Genomic DNA, 16,668 nt, shown 5'->3' with positions numbered 1-16,668 from the left:
CCGATGTCTGGAGTGGGTCGTGAGCTCCTCGGCCGCATTCTCAACGCGCTAGAGGACCAGGAACTTCCCCTGCTCACCTGGGGCGTGACCGGGGGGACGCTCAGTAAGGACGAGGTGGGGGAGATCCTGCGGTCGTTCGTCGATACGGACCAGGAGGCTGCGGTCTGGGGAGAGGAGCGGCTCCTTCGGGAGTTGCTCAACCGGGGGCTGCTCTTCGCAGTGCCCGACGCGAGTCCGCTGGCCTATCGGACCCGGCTCGGCGAAGGCCTGCGCCTGACCACGTCGCTCCGGCAACTGTTCCCTCCGGTCGCGACGGGTTTCTCGGACGGCTGGTGGCAGTCCTACCGGAGCCTCGTGGCGGACTACCGACTGCACGTCGCCGATCGCCGCTACCCCCGCCGGGACCTTCCGGCCGCAGTGGAGATCGACGGCCTGGCACGTCTATCTGGCTGGAACGACTCCCACCTGGACGTGGCCCGGGCGGGTTGGGGCGCGTACAGCCTGTCGGCGTTCCAGGTGCGGGCGGCCCGAGCCGTGCTCAGCGCCCTCCCGTCGCAACGGAGCAAGGCGGTGATCGTCGGCGCCGGGACCGGCAGTGGCAAGACCCTGGCCTTCTACCTGCCGGCTTTCGTCGCCATGGCCGCCGACCGGCGGCCCGGCGTCGTTCACACGCTCGCGCTCTACCCCCGGATCGAACTGCTGCGCGACCAAGTGAAGGAGGCCGTGCGGAACGTTCTCGCGATCCGCAAGGCGATTCCGGGGCTGCACCTGAGGATCGGCGTCCTGTACGGCGCCACCCCGTATGAGACCGCCAGCCTCACCCACAAGGGCGGGTCGCGTCTGCCCTGGGAGTCGACCCGGGACGGTTACGTCTGCCCGTACCTGTCGTGCCCCGCGTGCGAGACCGGGAAGCTGGTGTGGCGCAACCCGGATGTCGCGGCCGGGCGCGAGATCCTCTCCTGCCTCAACTGCCGTGAGGCCCTTCCGGACGGGCTCATCGCCCTGACCAGGAAGTCGATCGCCAATAATGTTCCGAAACTCCTGTTCACCACGACCGAGATGCTCAACCGGAACACCAGTGGCTCCCAACTGGGCCGCGTCCTGGGTTGGCGTCCCGGTAGCGGCCCTCGACTGGTGCTGCTCGATGAAGTCCACACCTTCAGCGGGGGTTCGGGCGCTCAGACCGCCATGCTGCTCCGGCGCTGGCGCCACGCCAGACGGTCGGCCGTCACCTTCGTCGGCCTCAGCGCGACCCTTCAGCAGGCCGACCGCTTCATGGCGCAACTGACGGGTCTGCCGGCCGAGAACGTGGAACTGGTCGAGCCCTTCCCGGAGGAGATGGAGCACGAAGGACGGGAGTACTCGCTCGTCCTGCGTGGCGACCCCGTCTCGGGTGCCAGTCTCCTGTCGGTGTCGATCCAGACCGCCATGCTCTACGGCCGGCTCCTGGACCACCCCGGGCAGACCCGGGACGGCACGTCGCTCTTCGGAACGACGGGCTTCGCCTTCACCGACGACCTGGACGTGACGAACCGGCTCTACAACATCCTGTGCGAGGTCGAGGGAGGCCAGTACCGCCGGGGCGGGCGACGGGTGCGTCGCCAGGGGAGCAAGGTCCTGGCGGCCCTCCGCTCGCCGATCCACGAGTTCCACGGCAAGCGCTATCGCGATGGCCAGTCGTGGGACCTGCCGGTCCGGCTGGGCCACAACCTCCATGAGGGCGGTACGCAGACGCCGCTCGACATCGGGCGCACCTCCTCCCAGGACACCGGATTCGACGTGGACGCCAACCTCGTGGTGGCCACGGCCTCGCTGGAGGTGGGCTTCAACGATCCAAGGGTCGGCCTGGTGATCCAGCACAAGGCGCCCCACGACCCCGCCTCCTTCCTCCAGCGGCGGGGGCGGGCCGGCCGTGAACGTGGAACGCGTCCGACTACCGTCGTGGTGCTGTCCGACTTCGGTCGTGACGGCCTCGCGTACCGGGCCTACGACTCCCTGTTCTCGCCTGAGGTGCCGGTGCGCTCGCTCCCGGTCGGCAACCGGCACATCATCAAGATCCAAGGGGCTCAGGCCTTCGTCGACTGGCTGAACAAGCTGGTGACGAGGTCAGGTGCCCCGTGGGACGCCCGCGGGGTGATCGGACGCACTGCCTCGCCGAGGCCGGACGACCAGGAAGCGCTCGGCATCCTTGAGGAGCAGTTGCGACGACTGCTGGCCGGGGACGACGCCCTCTACTGGGACCTGCGCGACCACCTGGCAGGCTCGCTCCAACTCGATTCCGAGGAGACCCAGGCACTGTTGTGGGAGCAGCCCCGGTCGGTGATGCTCTCCGTCGCACCTACTGTGCTGCGCCGTGTGGCGGTGAGGTCCGACCCGGTTCGCGATGATCCGGGCGCGACAGCCTTCCTCCCGGAATTCGTTACCAAGGCGCTGTTCAATTCACTCAACCTGCCCGAGGTGGAGTTCGACGTACCGTTCCTGCCCGAGTCGGAGTCACTCCCGATCGCCCAGGCGCTCCGGGAGGCGGTTCCTGGGAAGGTGAGCCGCCGCTACGCCCACATGGACAGCCGGCACGCCAGTTGGGTGCCGGTCGGGGGCGGGGAGAGCCAACTCGACATCGACGACTTCGTGAAGCACGGGGTTCTCCAGGGCGAGTGGGACAGCGGGGCCACCGGCATCGGCCCGGTCCAGGTCGTCCGGCCCTATGAGATCGGCCTGAGTCAGCCGCCGGAGACGATCAGCGACCGTTCGCAGGGCTTCGCGACCTGGGCCACTCAGATTGCACCCGACCCGGCGCAATCGCCGATCGATGCGGACACCCCGCAGAACAGGGCCTGGAAGGGGGCGGTCACCCGGGTCGGCTTCGCGACTCATGCGGCGGGCAATCCCGTCGAGGTCCGCCGGATGGCCCTCGGTGCGGAAGGCACTCTCGTAGCCAAACAGGGGCAGACGACCCTGTACAAGGTCACGTACACCCAGGGCGATTCACGGGTGGCCCTGGGCTTCGGGCTCACCGTCGACGCCTTCGTTCTCGAACTCGTTCCCTTGGACTTCGGCCTTCCGGGCGTCCAGCAGCACCTTCGGAGAGCCCAGTGGCGGACCAAGGCGTTCATGCAGTCCGTTGCGGAGGACCCGCGGCTGACTGCGCGAGCCAACGTCTTCCAGCTCGGCTGGCTGTCCCTGGTCTACCTCTCCGCCTTCACCCTGCGCGCTACGAAGGGAGGCACTCCGCAGAAGACGCACGCGGAGTTGTCGAAGGGAGCCTGGCGCGACGAGGTGCCCCAGATCATCGGGATGCTGTACCGGCAGGACCAGGACCAGTCGAGCGGTCACGACGGCGGTCCGGTCCTGCGCGTTGCCGAGGACCTGCAGGCCCTGAGCCAGGACCCCGACCTCTGCTCCGTACTCGATGAGTTGGCCACGTTGCTGCTCGGTGACCGGATCGTCGAGCGCACCGCCGAACTGGCCCGGCGCGCCTACCGGGACACCTTCGCTGCCGCGGCGCTGGACGCGGTGCTGGGGATCTGCCCGGACGCCCAGGACGGTGACCTTACGGTCGACGTCGTGGCCGGAGCGGGCGGTGCCCCCGAGGCGGTGTGGATAACCGAGACCGGAATCGGCGGCCTGGGCCTAGTGGAGAGCCTTGCCGAGAAGTACGGCGCAGACCCGCACCGGTTCTGGAAGCTCCTGGACGCCTCGCTCCGTCCCAATGCCTTCGAGCACACGGACCACCGGCTGACCCGTCTGGTCCGGCACGTCGTTGCCGAACCGGGAGGCGACCTTGCCCGGGCCATGGCCGACCTTCGGAGCGCCAAGGCCGCTGCCGAGGCGGCGGAGGCACTGACGGACCTGCGCCGTGCCTGGACCCGTTTCGACGGACCTCCCCGGCACAGCGAGGTCGCAGCCCTGGCCATCCGCCTGATGCGGCCCGGAACGGGGGCGCGGACCGATCGATCGGCTCAGGCGCTGTTGGCCGAATGGGAACTGATCGAGCAGCGCGCCGGCATCGAGGTCGACGCCCGTGTGGTCGCCTACCTGGCCGGCGAGGGTCTCCTGAACCTCCCCGAAGCCATGACGGCCGACCAGGTCTTCGGCATGCTCTGGCCCCGCGGAGACCTCGCTCGCAACCACCACCTGCAGGTCTACCAGCCCTTCCGGGACAGCAAGCGGCCGGCGGTCGTCGACCGCCTGCTGGTCGCCGCGGTCCACGGCGAGGACTTGCCGCAGGTCGACGTGACGTTGTCCGACTGGCCGGACCGCTACCGGAGCCTGCTGGCCGAGCACGGCTTCGTCGAGTTGCTCTGTCCCTTGACCGACCCGGCGATCCTGCGGGACACCCTGCTCCAGGTGCCCCTGATCCCGGTGGACCGCGGAGTGCTGCGGTTGTACGGAGAGGTGGACCGGGTGTCCCGCGGTAGTGCAGACGTGTGTGTCAAGGTGGCCTTGAAGGAGGCGGAACAGTGAGTGACACGGTCCTGACGGTCCGCACGGTGCGGACTGGTCGGCACACCGGGCTGACCGCCGACGCCCTGATCACGACGGCGCTCCTGGCGGAACTCGCCGCGCCCGGCCCCGATCGGAGCCTTTGGGTAGTGTCGGCCTGGATCAGCGACATCGAGTTGCTGGACAACTCCGACGGATCCTTCGACCACCTGCTCGGTGACGACCCGCCGGACCGGTGCCGCCTGTCCGACCTCTTGCTGCTCCTCGCCGCGGCCGGGACGGCGGTGCACGTCGTCACCCGGCCTGAGCCCTCGAACCAGGACTTTCTGACGAGGCTGTCGGCACCGGGCGGCACAGGTGCTCGCGTGTACGTCGTCAGCGACCCGCGCGTGCACGAGAAGACCCTGTGCGGTGTGGACTGGATGCTCACCGGCTCGATGAACTTCACCCGGAACGGGCTGTCAGCGAACAAGGAGCAGATCACCTACACCACCGAGATCGCCCAGGTGGTCCAGGCAGTGCAGGAACTGGAGGACGAGTGGGTGACCCGACGATGACCGGACGGCCGGCCGGGCCGGAACGCCTGGCGGATTTCGTGGACTTCTTCCTCGACCCGTCCCACAACCGGGCCGGGCAGTTTCCGAACACCGTGCGGCAGTTGCGTGAGGGCGCACTCGGTGACGGCCCGGCCCCGATCGTCCTGCCCCGGCTCACGGAGGACGAGCGCTTCCGGCTCTACGTCATTGCCCGCAGCCCGGAGAGGACCACACAGGTCCGCGACCTGCTGGCCTCGTTCGTGGGCGCCTCCTTCGCATCCCGCGGGGACGAGGCACCAGCCGTGCTCGATGAGCGCGACCCGGTGGACCAGCGGGTCCGCGCGCAGTTCGGACCGGGCAGCACCTTCGTCGTCGGCGTCGACACCAAGGCGGCTCGCAGGCCCTTGCGCGAGGCGGCGGAGCTGATGGTGGGCGTGGTCAACGCAGCCCCGCGCCGGGACTGGGCCGCGCCCAAGCCGTTGAACCGGCAGCTCGCGGACTTCGAGGCCGCGCTGCTCGGGGGTGCTCCGCAGAGCGCGGGAGCCCTGCTGGATCAGATCACCCACCAGGGCGGACTATCACCGGCGAACCTGATCGGTCTGCGGGTCAAGCTGCTCGCGGTCCGGGGCCAGCACTCCGGCCTCCTGCGCCTGCCGGGGCTGGACCGCGCCCTGCTCCTGGACCCGCCCCGGGAGGTCAAGGAGTACGTCCTGGCCGCCGTCCACGGCGCCGTGGTCGGGCCGCCCCTGGAGGCGGAGGGCCTGGAGGCCGCCGTCCGGGCGCTCGCGGGGCCGGGTGTTCCGAGGAACCTTCCGACGACGGGCGAGGACCCCCTGCGGCACGGGGACGCGGCCGCGGCCGTCCTCCTCGTCGCGCTCCACGGCCAGGGCGAGAACGGCCAGCTGGCCGAGGCGGTCGGGCGCCTGGACGCGGCGGGGCGGGCAGCGGCGGTGCCAGACGCGATCAGGTCCGCACTCGGTGTGGCCGCCGCACCGGCGGTGGAACCGGAACCGGAACGCGAGCCGGAGCCGGAACAGCCCGTGGAGCCGGTTCCGGCCTCCTGGGTGGACCTGATCGAAGCGGTGGCCAGCGGCAGTCAGATGGCCTTCGCCTTGGCCCGCGCGATCGACGCCGGCGGCCAGGACGGCTGGGCGGTCGATCCGGGGCACGACCAGCTCATCGCGGAGCGCCTGTCCGGGTTCGGGGATGAGGAGTACGAGCGGCTCTGGCACGCGGCCCTCGCTCCGTTCCTCAAGACGCTGCTCGACAGCCGGGAACCGATGCCCAGGACGCTCGGCCAGGTCGTCGCCAGCTCGGCGGGCAGCCGCCGGGACCCGGCGGGGTTGGCCGTTCTCGGACTCCTACTCACGCTCTCACTGCGTTCCGCCCCCAGCGCGTCCGCGTACCGCGACCTGCTGGAGCACGTGGCGCTGATGGCGGACCAGTGGGTGGCGCCGGAGACCGCCGAGCAGGCGCTGGACTACGTGGACCTGGTCCTGGCCTACGCGGCGCCGGACGAGGATGCGCGCCTCCAGTTCTCATTGGCGCTCCTGACGCCGTTGGCCGGCCGGGCGAAGCGCCTCGACCCCGAGTTGCTGGACGTCGCCCGTGCGCTGTCGGAGGAACTCGGGTACGGAGATCTGGGGTGGCCCGAGAGGGCCGGCCGGCAGGCTGGGGGGACGGCGCCTCGGCCCGCCAAGGTGCTGGTCTACGGCTTGGACGAGAAGGTCCTGGCGCGGGTCAAGGACCTGACCGAGAAGCACCACCCCCAGGTGAAGGTCTCGACCGCCGCAGACAAGGTCGGCTCACCGTCGCTGCGCCAGAAGGTGCGGAGCGCCGACCGGGTCGTGATGATCACCCAGTGTGCGACGCATGCCGCGACCGGATTCATCGGACAGCACGTCAAACGCGGTGGCGACATCGTCTACCCGGCCGGCGCCGGATCGGCCTCGGTCTACCAGGCACTGGTGAAGGCCTTGGCCCCCGGAGGCCCGGAGAGCGACTGAGTGCTCGTCCGCGGACGTGGCTCCGGGGCTGCTGCGTGGGACGCAGCAGCCCCGGGCCCGGGCCCAACGGCTAACCGCGAACGGAGCGGACCAGGAGGTTGGTGAGCAGGCGGACATCGTTCGGCGTGTTCTGGAGGCCGTTCCAGTTCCGCTCCTCGCCGTCGGGGAAGCGCCACTTGCCGGAGGTCCAGGAGGCCACCGGCATCAGGCTCAGAACCGCCTCTCGGACCTCGTCCGAGTCGACCTGCTCGGCCGGCACGCCCTCGGTCAGCGTGTCCATAACGAAACCCATCGCCTGGATGCCGACGCCGTGGGTCAGCCGGGACTGACGCGGCGGAAGGTTCCACGGATCGGAGAACGTCTCTCGGATGATGTTCCAGAACGACCGCAGGTGCAGCAGCATCCGGTCGACGTCGCCGGAGCCGTCAACCGGATTGCGGTACTGGTAGAGCGCACCCTCGAAGAGGCTGTGCTCCAGCATCCGCAGGACGCTGTTGTCCTTGATGTTGCCGGTCGGCGAGGTGGGGCTCGCGATCCGGCGGTAGAAGGCCCCCTTCACGTCGCCGTTCAGCCTGGTCATCAGCTGGGTGGGCAGGCGCCGCTTGGCGTAGGCGGGCGGAAGGTGCCCAGTGGTCGACGGCAGCAGTTCGTGGATGAGGCCCTTGGGTAGCGGCTTGGTCGAGTTGACGAGGATGAACTGGGAGCGTTGCTCCTCCTCGCCGTCCGCGATGAATCCGACTGCGGCGACCGGGAACTCGGCGAGATCGGCGTCCCGGATGGCTGCGCTGCGCTGCTGGCCGTCGACGAGCCACGCCGGCTTCTCGTCCTCCGTCATGGTCTCGGCGAAGCGGATCTCCAGTTCACCGGGAATGGACGGGGCACCCTGATCGGCGGATCCGTTCCGCTGGGAGGGGACGAACTTGACCGAGTTGTCGAACGCCAGGACCAGGGCGTTGGGGAGCATGGCCCCGTCCGACTCCAGGTACCTCTTGATCGCCCGGATGTGGTTGAGCACCTCGGGACGCTGGTAGCCCTGAAGGAGGTCGTCGTCGTCCCGGCGGACGCGCGATACAGCGGTGAAGTCGTGAAGCCTCTTGCCGTCCACGGCGAAGCAGTAGATGCGGCGGCTTCCTTGGCGCACTTCGAGGGCCGGGAGGCGCAGAGTGTGGTGGTCGGCCACCTTTTCTCCTAGAGCAGTTGCGGGGCGGGCGCGATGGGGCGGGTGTCAGACGAAGGGGATCGCGCTTATCTTCGCTTCGAGGACCGACAGGTTGTGGAACCCTCGGCGCTTGTTACGCTCCGTGCCACGGAAGATCGCGATCTCGATGCCGTGGTCATGGCAGAGCTTGCACGGGCAGGCACGCCACGGAGCGGAGCGGAGCGTGTGCTCGTAGACAGGGAGATAGCTCTTCTTCTTGGGTGGCAGGACGAGGGTCTCGTAGACCCTGAGGGCTTCCATCGCCTCGTCGAGGGAGGCGGCCCCCTGGTCGTAGGCACGCAGCGCGCGCAGGCAGGCCCGTTCCCCGGTGATGGCGTCCGCCTGCGATACGGCGCCGGCGAGGATCATCCGCTTGAGGGTCGGATTGCCGTCGACCTGGGGTACCCGGATCGCCGTGAAGGAATCCGTCGTGGTGTGGAAGTTGTGCCGATCGTCCATGAAGGCCTGCCGGAACACCGAAGTGCTGTCGAAGCTGGTCACCCCGTGTGCGGCGAACTCCTTCATGGAGTCGACACGGTTGATGCCCAGCAGGTGGAGTTCGGTGTCGGCCTTGCGGACCTCGTCGATCGCCTGGAGGCAGGCGAGGATCTCGTGGGACTTGAGCGGCACCATGCCCCCGAGGGCGATGCGCTGGTAGCCCATCTTCTGCAGTCGGGCGACGCTGTCCGCATAGCTTTCCGGCCCCCACCCCTGGGCGGCTCCCACCGGCTGGATCTTCTCGCCGCGCCGGCGCACGGCTGCCAGAAACTCCTCGGCGAGTCCGAGGGAGATCTCCTGCCGCTGCACCCAGGCCGGGTTCGGCTGCTCGGGGGATCCGAGTGGGAGGTAGCCGAAGATGATGTGGTCGATGCTGATGCCGGCATCGAATCCGCAGTCCTCGTAGAAGTCGAGGACCTCTTCCACCTCGTACGGGGGGCGCTCCTCGTCGATGTAGTTGAACGCGCCGCAGTCGCCGAGCGTGGCCATGTCCGCTTCGAGTCGGAAGAACCTCTTCACTCCGAGCCGGTAGAGGCGTTCGCGTTGGGGCGTCGAGTACTTGCCCGCGCCCCTGACGGAGCCGTCTACGATGGCCTTGCTCACCAGGAGGCCGTCGTACGGCACGGGTTTGACGATCTCGTGCGCGTAGACGTCGTCACGCTGGCGGACACGGTGCGGTGAGTACTCGTCGTTGACGAAGTCATAGCTCGGACTGACCATGTCCTGGCTGTCCGGAAAGTAGAACTTCACGAGGCGTTGGCCTTTGCCTGTACGTAGATTCGGAGCAAGTAGTTCGACAGCGTGCTGATGTGTCGCGGATTATTCTGGAGTTCGTTCCAGGGGATGTTGAGGTCCGGCCAGCGACCGGTCGTCCAGTGGCAGGACGAGGAGATCAGCCCGAGTTCGGCGCGGGTCTGCTCGACGGCGTCGGGAGCGGATGCATTGATGTTCACCATCACCCGGTCCATCAGCCGGCCCATGGACCGGATGCCGACGCCGTGCATGAGGCGACTGCGGGTGGCCGGCAGGCCCCAAGCGTGCGGGAAGGTATCGCGCACGGCCGTCCAGTAGACCACCAGGATTCTGCGGATCGTCGCGGTGTCGACCGTGCCGCTCGCCAGGTTCTTGTAGGGCGAGAACACTCCGGACGGGAGGTTGAGGGACTCCTGAATCGCGAGCATGAGGCTGTTGTCGGCGACGACGGCCTCCGCTTTCTGGTCAGGGCTGGTGGAGGCTCGTCGGATCAGGCCTCGGAACGGGGAGTCCTTGTCCTGACTGAGGGCCTCCACCAGCGCTGCCGGGAGTTTGCGCGCGGACAGCTTGGTGGGCAGTGCAGTGCCCACCTCGGGGAGCAACTCGGACACCAGGTTGGTCGGCAGCGGGGAGACCGTGTTGACCCGCAGGAACTGGTCGCGCTGGGTGTCGAGGTCCTCCGCGACGAACCCGGCGACCGTCACCGCCAGACGGGAGTTGCGGGTTCGGGCCAGGGCAAGGCTGCGCTGCTGACCGTCGACGATCCAGGCCGGTCGCGGCGCGTTCGGGGTGTCGGGTAGCGGGATCTCGATGGTGCCGCTGGTGCACAGCCCGTCACTGCTCGACGGGCCCGGGCTGGACTTGAATCTGACGTTGGAGGGGAGGGCGAGGATCAGGCCGTTCGGGAACAGTACCTCGTCGCTGTCGAGGTACTCCAGGATCTGCTTGACGTGCTGCTTCTTCTCCGGGCGCTGGTAGCCGATAAGCTTGCCTGCCTCGTCGCGGGAGATGCGGGCGACGTCGGCGACCTGGCTGACCTCCTCGGCCGCCAGGGCGAAGACGTACAGGGGGATGGACGGGTGCTGCTCGACCCGCAGGGCCCGGCGCTTCAGGACGTTCGCTGTCATTGCTTCTCCACCGTTACTGCATAGAGGTGCGCGAACCGCTTCTGTTCGCATGCCAGGCCCTGGCTGCGCAACTCGCGAAGCATTCGCGTTCGCGAGTGGCCGGGGTGCTGAGCGTGGTTCGTACGGATGAATTCGATGACCGCCTCATCAGTGAGGGGGAGGCGGTTGTAGGTCTCCCGCTTCGAGACCTGCGCGGTCCAGGTGTTCCACGCCGCCCGGGTTTCCGGCGAGGTCAACCGGGCGTTCGAGCAGCGATCCAACCAAGCCGCGGCCATCCGCACGTTGAGGCTGGTGAGCGTGCCGCCGAGGGCGTGGCGCAGCGTCGCGTCCGAGGGGACCCGGGTGATCCCCGGGTGGCTCTGCGCGCCGCCTATCAGGAGAGTGTCGTTCGCCCCCTGGGCGAGGCTGTCGAGATCAGAGGCCATGACGTTCGCGTAGGCCTCGGAGAGGACCAGGAGCATGTGGCCGCGTTGTGACAGGGACGCGAGCGAACGCTTGCTGTCATTCGCCTGAAGGCAGCGCCACCACCGCGCGGAGTCGTCGGGCGATGCCGCCACGGAGTCCGCGTGGCGGAGGCTGAACGTCGCCGCGTACGCAGGGGCGGTATCGGTCACCGGCCGAAGTCCGAGACCCGCGGAAGCGACCCATAGTTCCGGTGTGAACCCGGCCTTCGAGGCGAGCGGGACCAGGGCCTGCGCCTTGGCCCAGTGGTCTCCCTGGTAGAGGTCGGTCAGGGGGACCCGCTGCTCGGCAGCCTTCATGCGGCTCTTCCAAACGGAAGCACGCTGATCCGCGTCAACTGTTGGAAGATCACGTACGCGCAACCCGGGGATGGGCGCTGACACCTTGCGGTCTGTGCAGGTGACCACGATGGAAAGCAAGCGCACGCGGTCGACTCCAGGAAATCCGTAACTTTTTTGAGGTCTTAGTTACTCTAGCGGTTAGTTGGAGCGTTGTGTGCCGGTCACCTCAGCTGAAGCTCACACCACGGGCTCCGCCCCCGCAGGGTCGGCCCGTGCCGAGGCAGACTTGTCCGACAGACCTGTCCGGCTGAAAGGTGTGGTTCCTGTGACGTGGCGAGCACCCTGCGTCGGGTTCAGCCTTGTGTCGGGATGCTCGGTGTGGGGTGGCGGGCGGACCCCTGGCGCGTGAACCCGGTCCACCACTGTACCTGTGCGCACGGCGGCGGCCGGGACTGGCGTCCGTCCGCGTTGCAGCTCATCGCACTAGTTGTGGCAGGGCGGGTTGATGCTCGGCGCCAGTAACTTGTCAGTGGTAGCAGTTACTGTCTGGCCTAGATCACGCTGTAGGCTGCCCTAGCTTCTGAAGACCTAACTGGAGGATCGACCATGGGACGTCCCGCGATCGTGCTGCTCAGCGGCGGCTTGGACTCGACCACTGTGCTGGCCATCGCCAAGGAGCAGGGCTACGACCCGTATGCGCTCAGCTTCCGGTATGGCCAGCGGCACAGCATCGAACTGGAGGCCGCCAAGCGGGTCGTCGCCGACCAGGGTGCGCGGGGTCACATCATCGTCGACCTCGACCTGACGGTCTTCGGTGCATCCGCCCTGACCGATGACAGCATCGCGGTGCCCAAGCACGACACGGTGGAGGAGGCGGAGAGCAGCAGTGTCCCGATCACGTACGTGCCCGCGCGGAACACCATCTTTCTCTCCTACGCGCTGGCCTACGCGGAGGTCGTCGGTGCGACGGACATCTTCACCGGTGTGACCGCTGTCGACTACAGCGGTTACCCGGACTGCCGGCCGGAGTACATCGAGGCGTATGAGCAGATGGCCAATCTGGCGACGCGGGCCGGCATCGAAGGCGAGCGGGCGCTGAAGCTCCACTCGCCGCTGATCGCGCTCTCGAAGGCCGGGATCGTCCGCGAGGGACTGCGTCTCGGCGTCGACTACTCGCTGACCTCCAGTTGCTACGACCCGGACGAGCAGGGGCGGGCTTGCGGGCACTGCGACACGTGCCTGATGCGCCTCAAGGGCTTTGCCGAGGCCGGCGCCGTCGACCCGGTGCAGTACCGGGACGTGTGAGGATGGCGTACCTGATCAAGGAGATCTTCTACACGCTTCAGGGGGAGGGCAGCCACGCAGGTCGTCCGGCGGTCTTCTGCCGCTTCTCCCGGTGCAACCTGTGGACCGGTCTGGAGAAGGATCGAGGGCGGGCGATCTGCCAGTTCTGCGACACCGACTTCGTGGGAACGGACGGCGATGGCGGCGGAAAGTTCGCCACGCCTGAAGACCTCGCCGCAGCGGTTGAGGCGGCCTGGCCCTTCGAGGCCCGTGACCACCGCTTCGTCGTGTGCACCGGCGGTGAGCCTCTCCTGCAGTTGGACGAACCCGCCATCGAGGCGCTGCACGCGCGCGGCTTCGAGGTGGCTGTGGAGACCAACGGAACGAGGAAGGCGCCCGACGGGATCGACTGGCTCTGTGTGAGTCCGAAGATCGGCTCCGATCTGGTCGTCACCCGCGGCGACGAGCTGAAGCTCGTCTATCCGCAGGAGGGCGGGGACCCGACCCAGTTCGAGGACCTGGATTTCCGCCACTTCAGGCTCCAGCCGATGGACGGTCCGAGGCTGGAGGAGCACACCAGGGCGGCCGTCGAGTACTGCATGAAGAACCCGCATTGGAGCTTTTCGCTTCAGACGCACAAGTATCTGGGAATTCGGTAATGGAAATCTTCCGCGAGTTTACCTTCGAAGCCGCTCACCGACTGCCCCGGGTTCCGGAGGGGCACAAGTGCGCCAGGCTCCACGGGCACTCCTACCGCGTCACCGTGCACGTGGAGGCTCCGGTCGACAGCGAAGCCGGCTGGGTCATGGACTTCGGTGACATCAAGCGCGCCTTCAAGCCGATCGAGGACCGCCTGGACCACTACTATCTGAACGAGATCGAAGGCTTGGAGAACCCGACAAGCGAGGTCCTGGCCCGCTGGATTTGGGACCGACTGCAGTCCGACCTGCCGGCACTTTCCGCCCTGACGGTCCGAGAGACGTGCACCTCTGGGTGCACCTATCGGGGCGAGTGAGAATGCACGACATCCAGAACGAAGCCGACCTCCGAGGCATCGAGATCGACGAAGTCGGTATCAGCGGCCTGCGCTACCCGGTGTGTTTCGACGATGGATACCTTCGGCAGGACGGGATCGCCGATCTCACTGTCACGGTTCGACTCCCGCATGACCGCCGCGGCACACACATGAGCCGGATGGTCGCGCTGGTTCACGAGCATCTCCAGCAGTTCGACCCGCGGCAACTACCGCAGGTCCTCAAGGTCGGCGCAGACCTTCTGGACGTCTCCTCGCTGACCGTCACTGTTTCAATGCCCATCGGAACTCTTGTCACTGCGCCATCGAGTGGTGTGGGGTCCTGGCAGGTTCACGATGTGTCCATCGAAGGCCACCTGGATGGCGGCGAGGCCGTGGTGGTGACCAATGTGACCTGCGAGGTCACAAGCTTGTGTCCGTGCTCAAAAGCAATCTCGGACTATGGCGCGCACAACCAGCGCAGCCGCGTCTCGTTGGCCGTTACCGGCAGGGGAGACGGCCCGTACCCGTTCCCTGTCCACGATGCTGTGAACCTGTTGAGGGATTGCGCATCCGCTCCCGTAGTGCCCCTCGTCAAACGACCCGATGAGCGCGCCCTGACGATGGAGGCGTACGACCATCCGGTCTTCGTCGAGGACATGGCTCGCGACATCTCTCTTGCCTGTCGGGAACGGGGGTTTGTTCACTCGGTGAGCGTCCGTAACCTGGAGAGCATCCACAGCCACGATGCGATCGCCCGCATCTCCGGATGACTCATGCTGACGTGTGCGGCCCCAATAGGGGTGCTCGCACGTCAGCACGTTGTCCTCTCGCTATGCGCGTTCAGCGCGGAGAGCCGAGGCGGCAGGGCGGGAATTCCCCTCCACGTGTTGCCCCCCGCGCTGCCCAAAATGAGGGTCGGCATGGTGAGGAACGCCAGCGAGACTGAAATGGACATGGGAAAGTGACCGCCAATCATCGCTGCAGGTCCCGGCTTGGGGCGACAGGCACAGTTCTCAGTCCCACACTTTGTAGGTAGACACAGGGGTCCCGCCTTCACGCGGCGGGGCCCCTTTATGATGGCTCAACACTACCGAGTAGTTTGACATCGACGTCAAACTCGCTCATCAGGCGCCTACTTGCGCAAGTATTCACCGTGAAGCGCCGCATGGGCGGCTGCCATCACGGAAGTTGGCGGCCGGATCAAGGTGTGAAGTCGCTCCACAGGCCAGCCTTGCTGAGTAGGGGTTGCGTGCCCTGACTCAAGACGTCGTGGTCGCCCGTGTTGATCACCTTCCGAGCGGCCTGAATACGCTGCTTCGACCGCGCCCTGCCACCTGGCCGTCAACTCGCGGCCCGTAACACTAAGGAGAACCATGCGTGCTCAACGCCTCGGCGCTGTCGGTGCCTTGGTCGCGTACATCGCCACCATCCCTGCCGCCAACATGGCGGTCACTCACTTCGGCGTCGTCCCAGTTGGCCTTGGCTACCTTGCGCCAGCAGGTGTATATCTCGTTGGCATAGCCCTCGTCTTGCGTGACCTCGCTCGCGAAACTGCTGGCCGCTGGCCTGTCGCCGCTGCGGTGCTTGTGGGCGCGGCTCTGTCCTACTCGCTGGCCAGCCCAGCGCTAGCGACCGCGTCTGCTGCCGCATTCGCCTTGTCCGAAGGCCTTGACTTCATGGTGTACGAGCCGCTTCGAAAGCGCGGCCTGCTCACCGCGATGGTTGTGTCCAACCTGGTCGGGATGCTTGCCGACAGTCTGGTGTTCCTCACAATGGCATTCGGCTCACTCCAGTTCCTGCCAGGACAGTTGCTGGGCAAGGCATGGATGACAGTTGCCGCAGTCGCCGTCATCGCCGCCCGTCGCAGGCTCGCCACCACCTGAGAGGGGCGTTAACCTCGATCCGTCAGCGGCCCGCGCTCGGTGATCGTCCTGGCGGTTCGCCCGTAGCGTCCCGATGCCCTTCGGGGCGGGCCCTCGCTTGCCGCTGCGGGCACCGGATTCCATGGGGCCGGGGCTGCTCTCCTTCCCTATCGTTGGGGGTTGGCCGATCGTCAAGTGACGGCCGGAAGATGGTGAGCCGCCGCCAGGCGAGGACTAACCTGCGCGTTTCACTTGGGGCCGTGTCCGGATCATGAGCGGGAACGCGAAAGTGCCTTCTGAACTGGGACGATGAGGCTTGTCTAAGGTCTCCGTCAGCCCAGCAGGAAGGCACTTTCTACGTGCACACTACCGGGTCACGTCCCCGGCTCGTCGTCTCCACCGACGGGCGCGGGGTCGTCAGCCACGCCGGGTCGCGCCTGCTCGCCGATCTCGCCGATGCCACCGGCCTCACGCAGGCCTTCGGCGACGCCCTGCGTCGGCTCCGCCCGCGCGGCACCGGCCACGAACCGGGCCGGATCGCCGCCGATATGGCGGTGATGCTCGCCGACGGCGGCGAGGCGATCGCCGACCTCGCGCTGCTGCGCGACCAGCCCGAGGTCTTCGGCCCGGTCGCCTCCACGCCGACCGCGTGGCGACTGCTGGCCGCCATCGATCCTGCCGCGCTCGCAGCGTTGCGCTCGGCCCGCGCCGCCGCCCGCGAGATCGCCTGGCTGCAGGCCGGCGAGACCCGCGACGGGATCCCCGCTTCTCACGCGGGCGGACGCGAACTGCCGGGCCTGATCCTCGACATCGACGCCACCCTGGTCACCTGCCACTCCGAGAAGGAGCACGCGGCACCGACCTACAAGCACGGCTTCGGCTACCACCCGCTGCTGTGCTTCCTGAACAACACCGGCGAGGCCCTGGCAGGTGTGCTGCGGCCGGGCAACGCCGCGGCCAACACCGCCACCGACCGCATCAGCGTGCTCGACGCCGCGCTCGCCCAGATACCCGATGCCCACCGCCACGGCACCCGAGATCCTCATCCGCGCCGACAGCGCCGGCTCCGCCAAAGCCTTCCTGGCCCACATCCGAGCCCTGCGCTCCCGCGGGATCCGGGCGTCCTTCTCCGTCGGATGGTCCATCACCGAGCCGCGCAGCATCCCGGCTCCGGGAGGATCGGCCATGAATAGATCCCATCCG

Annotated in this window: 12 protein-coding genes, 1 pseudogene and 1 other annotated feature; of the genes and pseudogenes, 9 read left to right on the top strand and 4 right to left on the bottom strand. The window is 67.7% G+C overall.

Going from position 1 to position 16,668, the window contains the following annotated elements; all coding sequences use genetic code 11:
• Positions 1-12: 12 nt before the first annotated feature.
• From dpdJ to ACFC0B_RS25040, 3 genes are read left to right on the top strand one after another with little or no spacing between them, the layout of a single operon-like run.
• Positions 13-4,464 (top strand): protein DpdJ, encoded by a 4,452-nt coding sequence (dpdJ, locus tag ACFC0B_RS25050; protein ID WP_376089848.1) that lies wholly within the window; start codon positions 13-15, stop codon positions 4,462-4,464.
• Positions 4,461-5,000, top strand: a complete 540-nt coding sequence (gene dpdK / locus ACFC0B_RS25045) for a phospholipase D-like domain-containing protein DpdK (RefSeq protein ID WP_376089845.1) — start codon at positions 4,461-4,463, stop codon at positions 4,998-5,000. The genes dpdJ and dpdK overlap by 4 nt, the downstream gene beginning before the upstream one ends.
• A complete protein-coding gene (locus tag ACFC0B_RS25040) occupies positions 4,982-6,985 on the top strand; it encodes a hypothetical protein (protein ID WP_376089842.1) in 2,004 nt (667 codons plus the stop codon). The genes dpdK and ACFC0B_RS25040 overlap by 19 nt, the downstream gene beginning before the upstream one ends.
• A gap of 70 nt (positions 6,986-7,055) precedes the next feature.
• Here ACFC0B_RS25040 and dbpB (ACFC0B_RS25035) read toward each other — a convergent pair whose 3' ends face one another.
• The 4 genes from dbpB (ACFC0B_RS25035) to ACFC0B_RS25020 all read right to left on the bottom strand — a co-directional run bounded on the left by dbpB (ACFC0B_RS25035) (position 7,056) and on the right by ACFC0B_RS25020 (position 11,322).
• Positions 7,056-8,165 (bottom strand): DGQHR domain-containing protein DpdB, encoded by a 1,110-nt coding sequence (gene dbpB, locus ACFC0B_RS25035; RefSeq protein WP_376089839.1) that lies wholly within the window; start codon positions 8,163-8,165, stop codon positions 7,056-7,058.
• Positions 8,166-8,210: 45 nt separating this feature from the next.
• Positions 8,211-9,431: a tRNA-guanine transglycosylase DpdA gene (dpdA, locus tag ACFC0B_RS25030; protein ID WP_376089836.1), complete on the bottom strand. Its 1,221-nt coding sequence runs from the start codon at positions 9,429-9,431 to the stop codon at positions 8,211-8,213.
• Positions 9,428-10,561, bottom strand: a complete 1,134-nt coding sequence (gene dbpB, locus ACFC0B_RS25025; RefSeq protein WP_376089833.1) for a DGQHR domain-containing protein DpdB — start codon at positions 10,559-10,561, stop codon at positions 9,428-9,430. The genes dpdA and dbpB (ACFC0B_RS25025) overlap by 4 nt, the downstream gene beginning before the upstream one ends.
• Complete coding sequence (locus ACFC0B_RS25020; RefSeq protein WP_376089830.1) at positions 10,558-11,322, bottom strand: hypothetical protein; 765 nt, start codon at positions 11,320-11,322, stop codon at positions 10,558-10,560. Before ACFC0B_RS25020 ends, dbpB (ACFC0B_RS25025) begins: the two co-directional genes overlap by 4 nt.
• Positions 10,893-10,958 (top strand) — a sequence feature (sul1 is cis-regulatory element that is thought to sense ions involved in sulfur or methionine metabolism; They are found in Alphaproteobacteria). (Overlaps the previous gene by 66 nt.)
• A gap of 588 nt (positions 11,323-11,910) precedes the next feature.
• Between ACFC0B_RS25020 and queC the strand changes: the two genes are divergently transcribed.
• From queC to ACFC0B_RS24990, 6 genes and pseudogenes are all read left to right on the top strand, one after another.
• On the top strand, positions 11,911-12,609 hold the full coding sequence (gene queC, locus ACFC0B_RS25015) for a 7-cyano-7-deazaguanine synthase QueC (RefSeq protein ID WP_376089827.1): 699 nt from the start codon (positions 11,911-11,913) through the stop codon (positions 12,607-12,609).
• Positions 12,610-12,611: 2 nt separating this feature from the next.
• Positions 12,612-13,247, top strand: coding sequence for a 7-carboxy-7-deazaguanine synthase (gene queE, locus ACFC0B_RS25010; protein WP_376089824.1), 636 nt, complete (start codon positions 12,612-12,614; stop codon positions 13,245-13,247).
• Entirely contained in the window at positions 13,247-13,603 is a 357-nt protein-coding gene (gene queD, locus ACFC0B_RS25005) for a 6-carboxytetrahydropterin synthase QueD (protein ID WP_073923584.1), read from the top strand. Before queE ends, queD begins: the two co-directional genes overlap by 1 nt.
• A gap of 2 nt (positions 13,604-13,605) precedes the next feature.
• On the top strand, positions 13,606-14,373 hold the full coding sequence (locus tag ACFC0B_RS25000; protein WP_376089820.1) for a GTP cyclohydrolase I FolE2: 768 nt from the start codon (positions 13,606-13,608) through the stop codon (positions 14,371-14,373).
• Positions 14,374-14,976: 603 nt separating this feature from the next.
• Positions 14,977-15,486 carry a VUT family protein gene (locus ACFC0B_RS24995; protein ID WP_376089817.1) on the top strand — a complete coding sequence of 170 codons (510 nt, stop codon included), beginning with the start codon at positions 14,977-14,979 and terminating at the stop codon, positions 15,484-15,486.
• 275 nt (positions 15,487-15,761) lie between these two features.
• Positions 15,762-16,620 (top strand): annotated as a pseudogene (locus tag ACFC0B_RS24990) (transposase); the annotation flags it as partial.
• Between the last annotated feature and the right edge of the window lie 48 nt (positions 16,621-16,668).

It is taken from the genome of Kitasatospora sp. NPDC056184 (genome assembly GCF_042268405.1).
Lineage (GTDB): Bacteria > Actinomycetota > Actinomycetes > Streptomycetales > Streptomycetaceae > Kitasatospora.
Note: the sequence above shows the minus strand (reverse complement) of the source record. Positions and strands in the feature narration are given on the sequence as shown.

What these genes read in the sequence shown, in the direction of transcription:
- queD (WP_073923584.1), top strand. Translation starts at nt 13,247, where the DNA reads ATGGAAATCTTCCGCGAGTTTACCTTCGAAGCCGCTCACCGACTGCCC.
- dbpB (WP_376089833.1), bottom strand. Translation starts at nt 10,561, where the DNA reads ATGACAGCGAACGTCCTGAAGCGCCGGGCCCTGCGGGTCGAGCAGCAC.
- ACFC0B_RS24995 (WP_376089817.1), top strand. Translation starts at nt 14,977, where the DNA reads ATGCGTGCTCAACGCCTCGGCGCTGTCGGTGCCTTGGTCGCGTACATC.
- ACFC0B_RS25000 (WP_376089820.1), top strand. Translation starts at nt 13,606, where the DNA reads ATGCACGACATCCAGAACGAAGCCGACCTCCGAGGCATCGAGATCGAC.
- queC (WP_376089827.1), top strand. Translation starts at nt 11,911, where the DNA reads ATGGGACGTCCCGCGATCGTGCTGCTCAGCGGCGGCTTGGACTCGACC.
- queE (WP_376089824.1), top strand. Translation starts at nt 12,612, where the DNA reads ATGGCGTACCTGATCAAGGAGATCTTCTACACGCTTCAGGGGGAGGGC.
- ACFC0B_RS25020 (WP_376089830.1), bottom strand. Translation starts at nt 11,322, where the DNA reads ATGAAGGCTGCCGAGCAGCGGGTCCCCCTGACCGACCTCTACCAGGGA.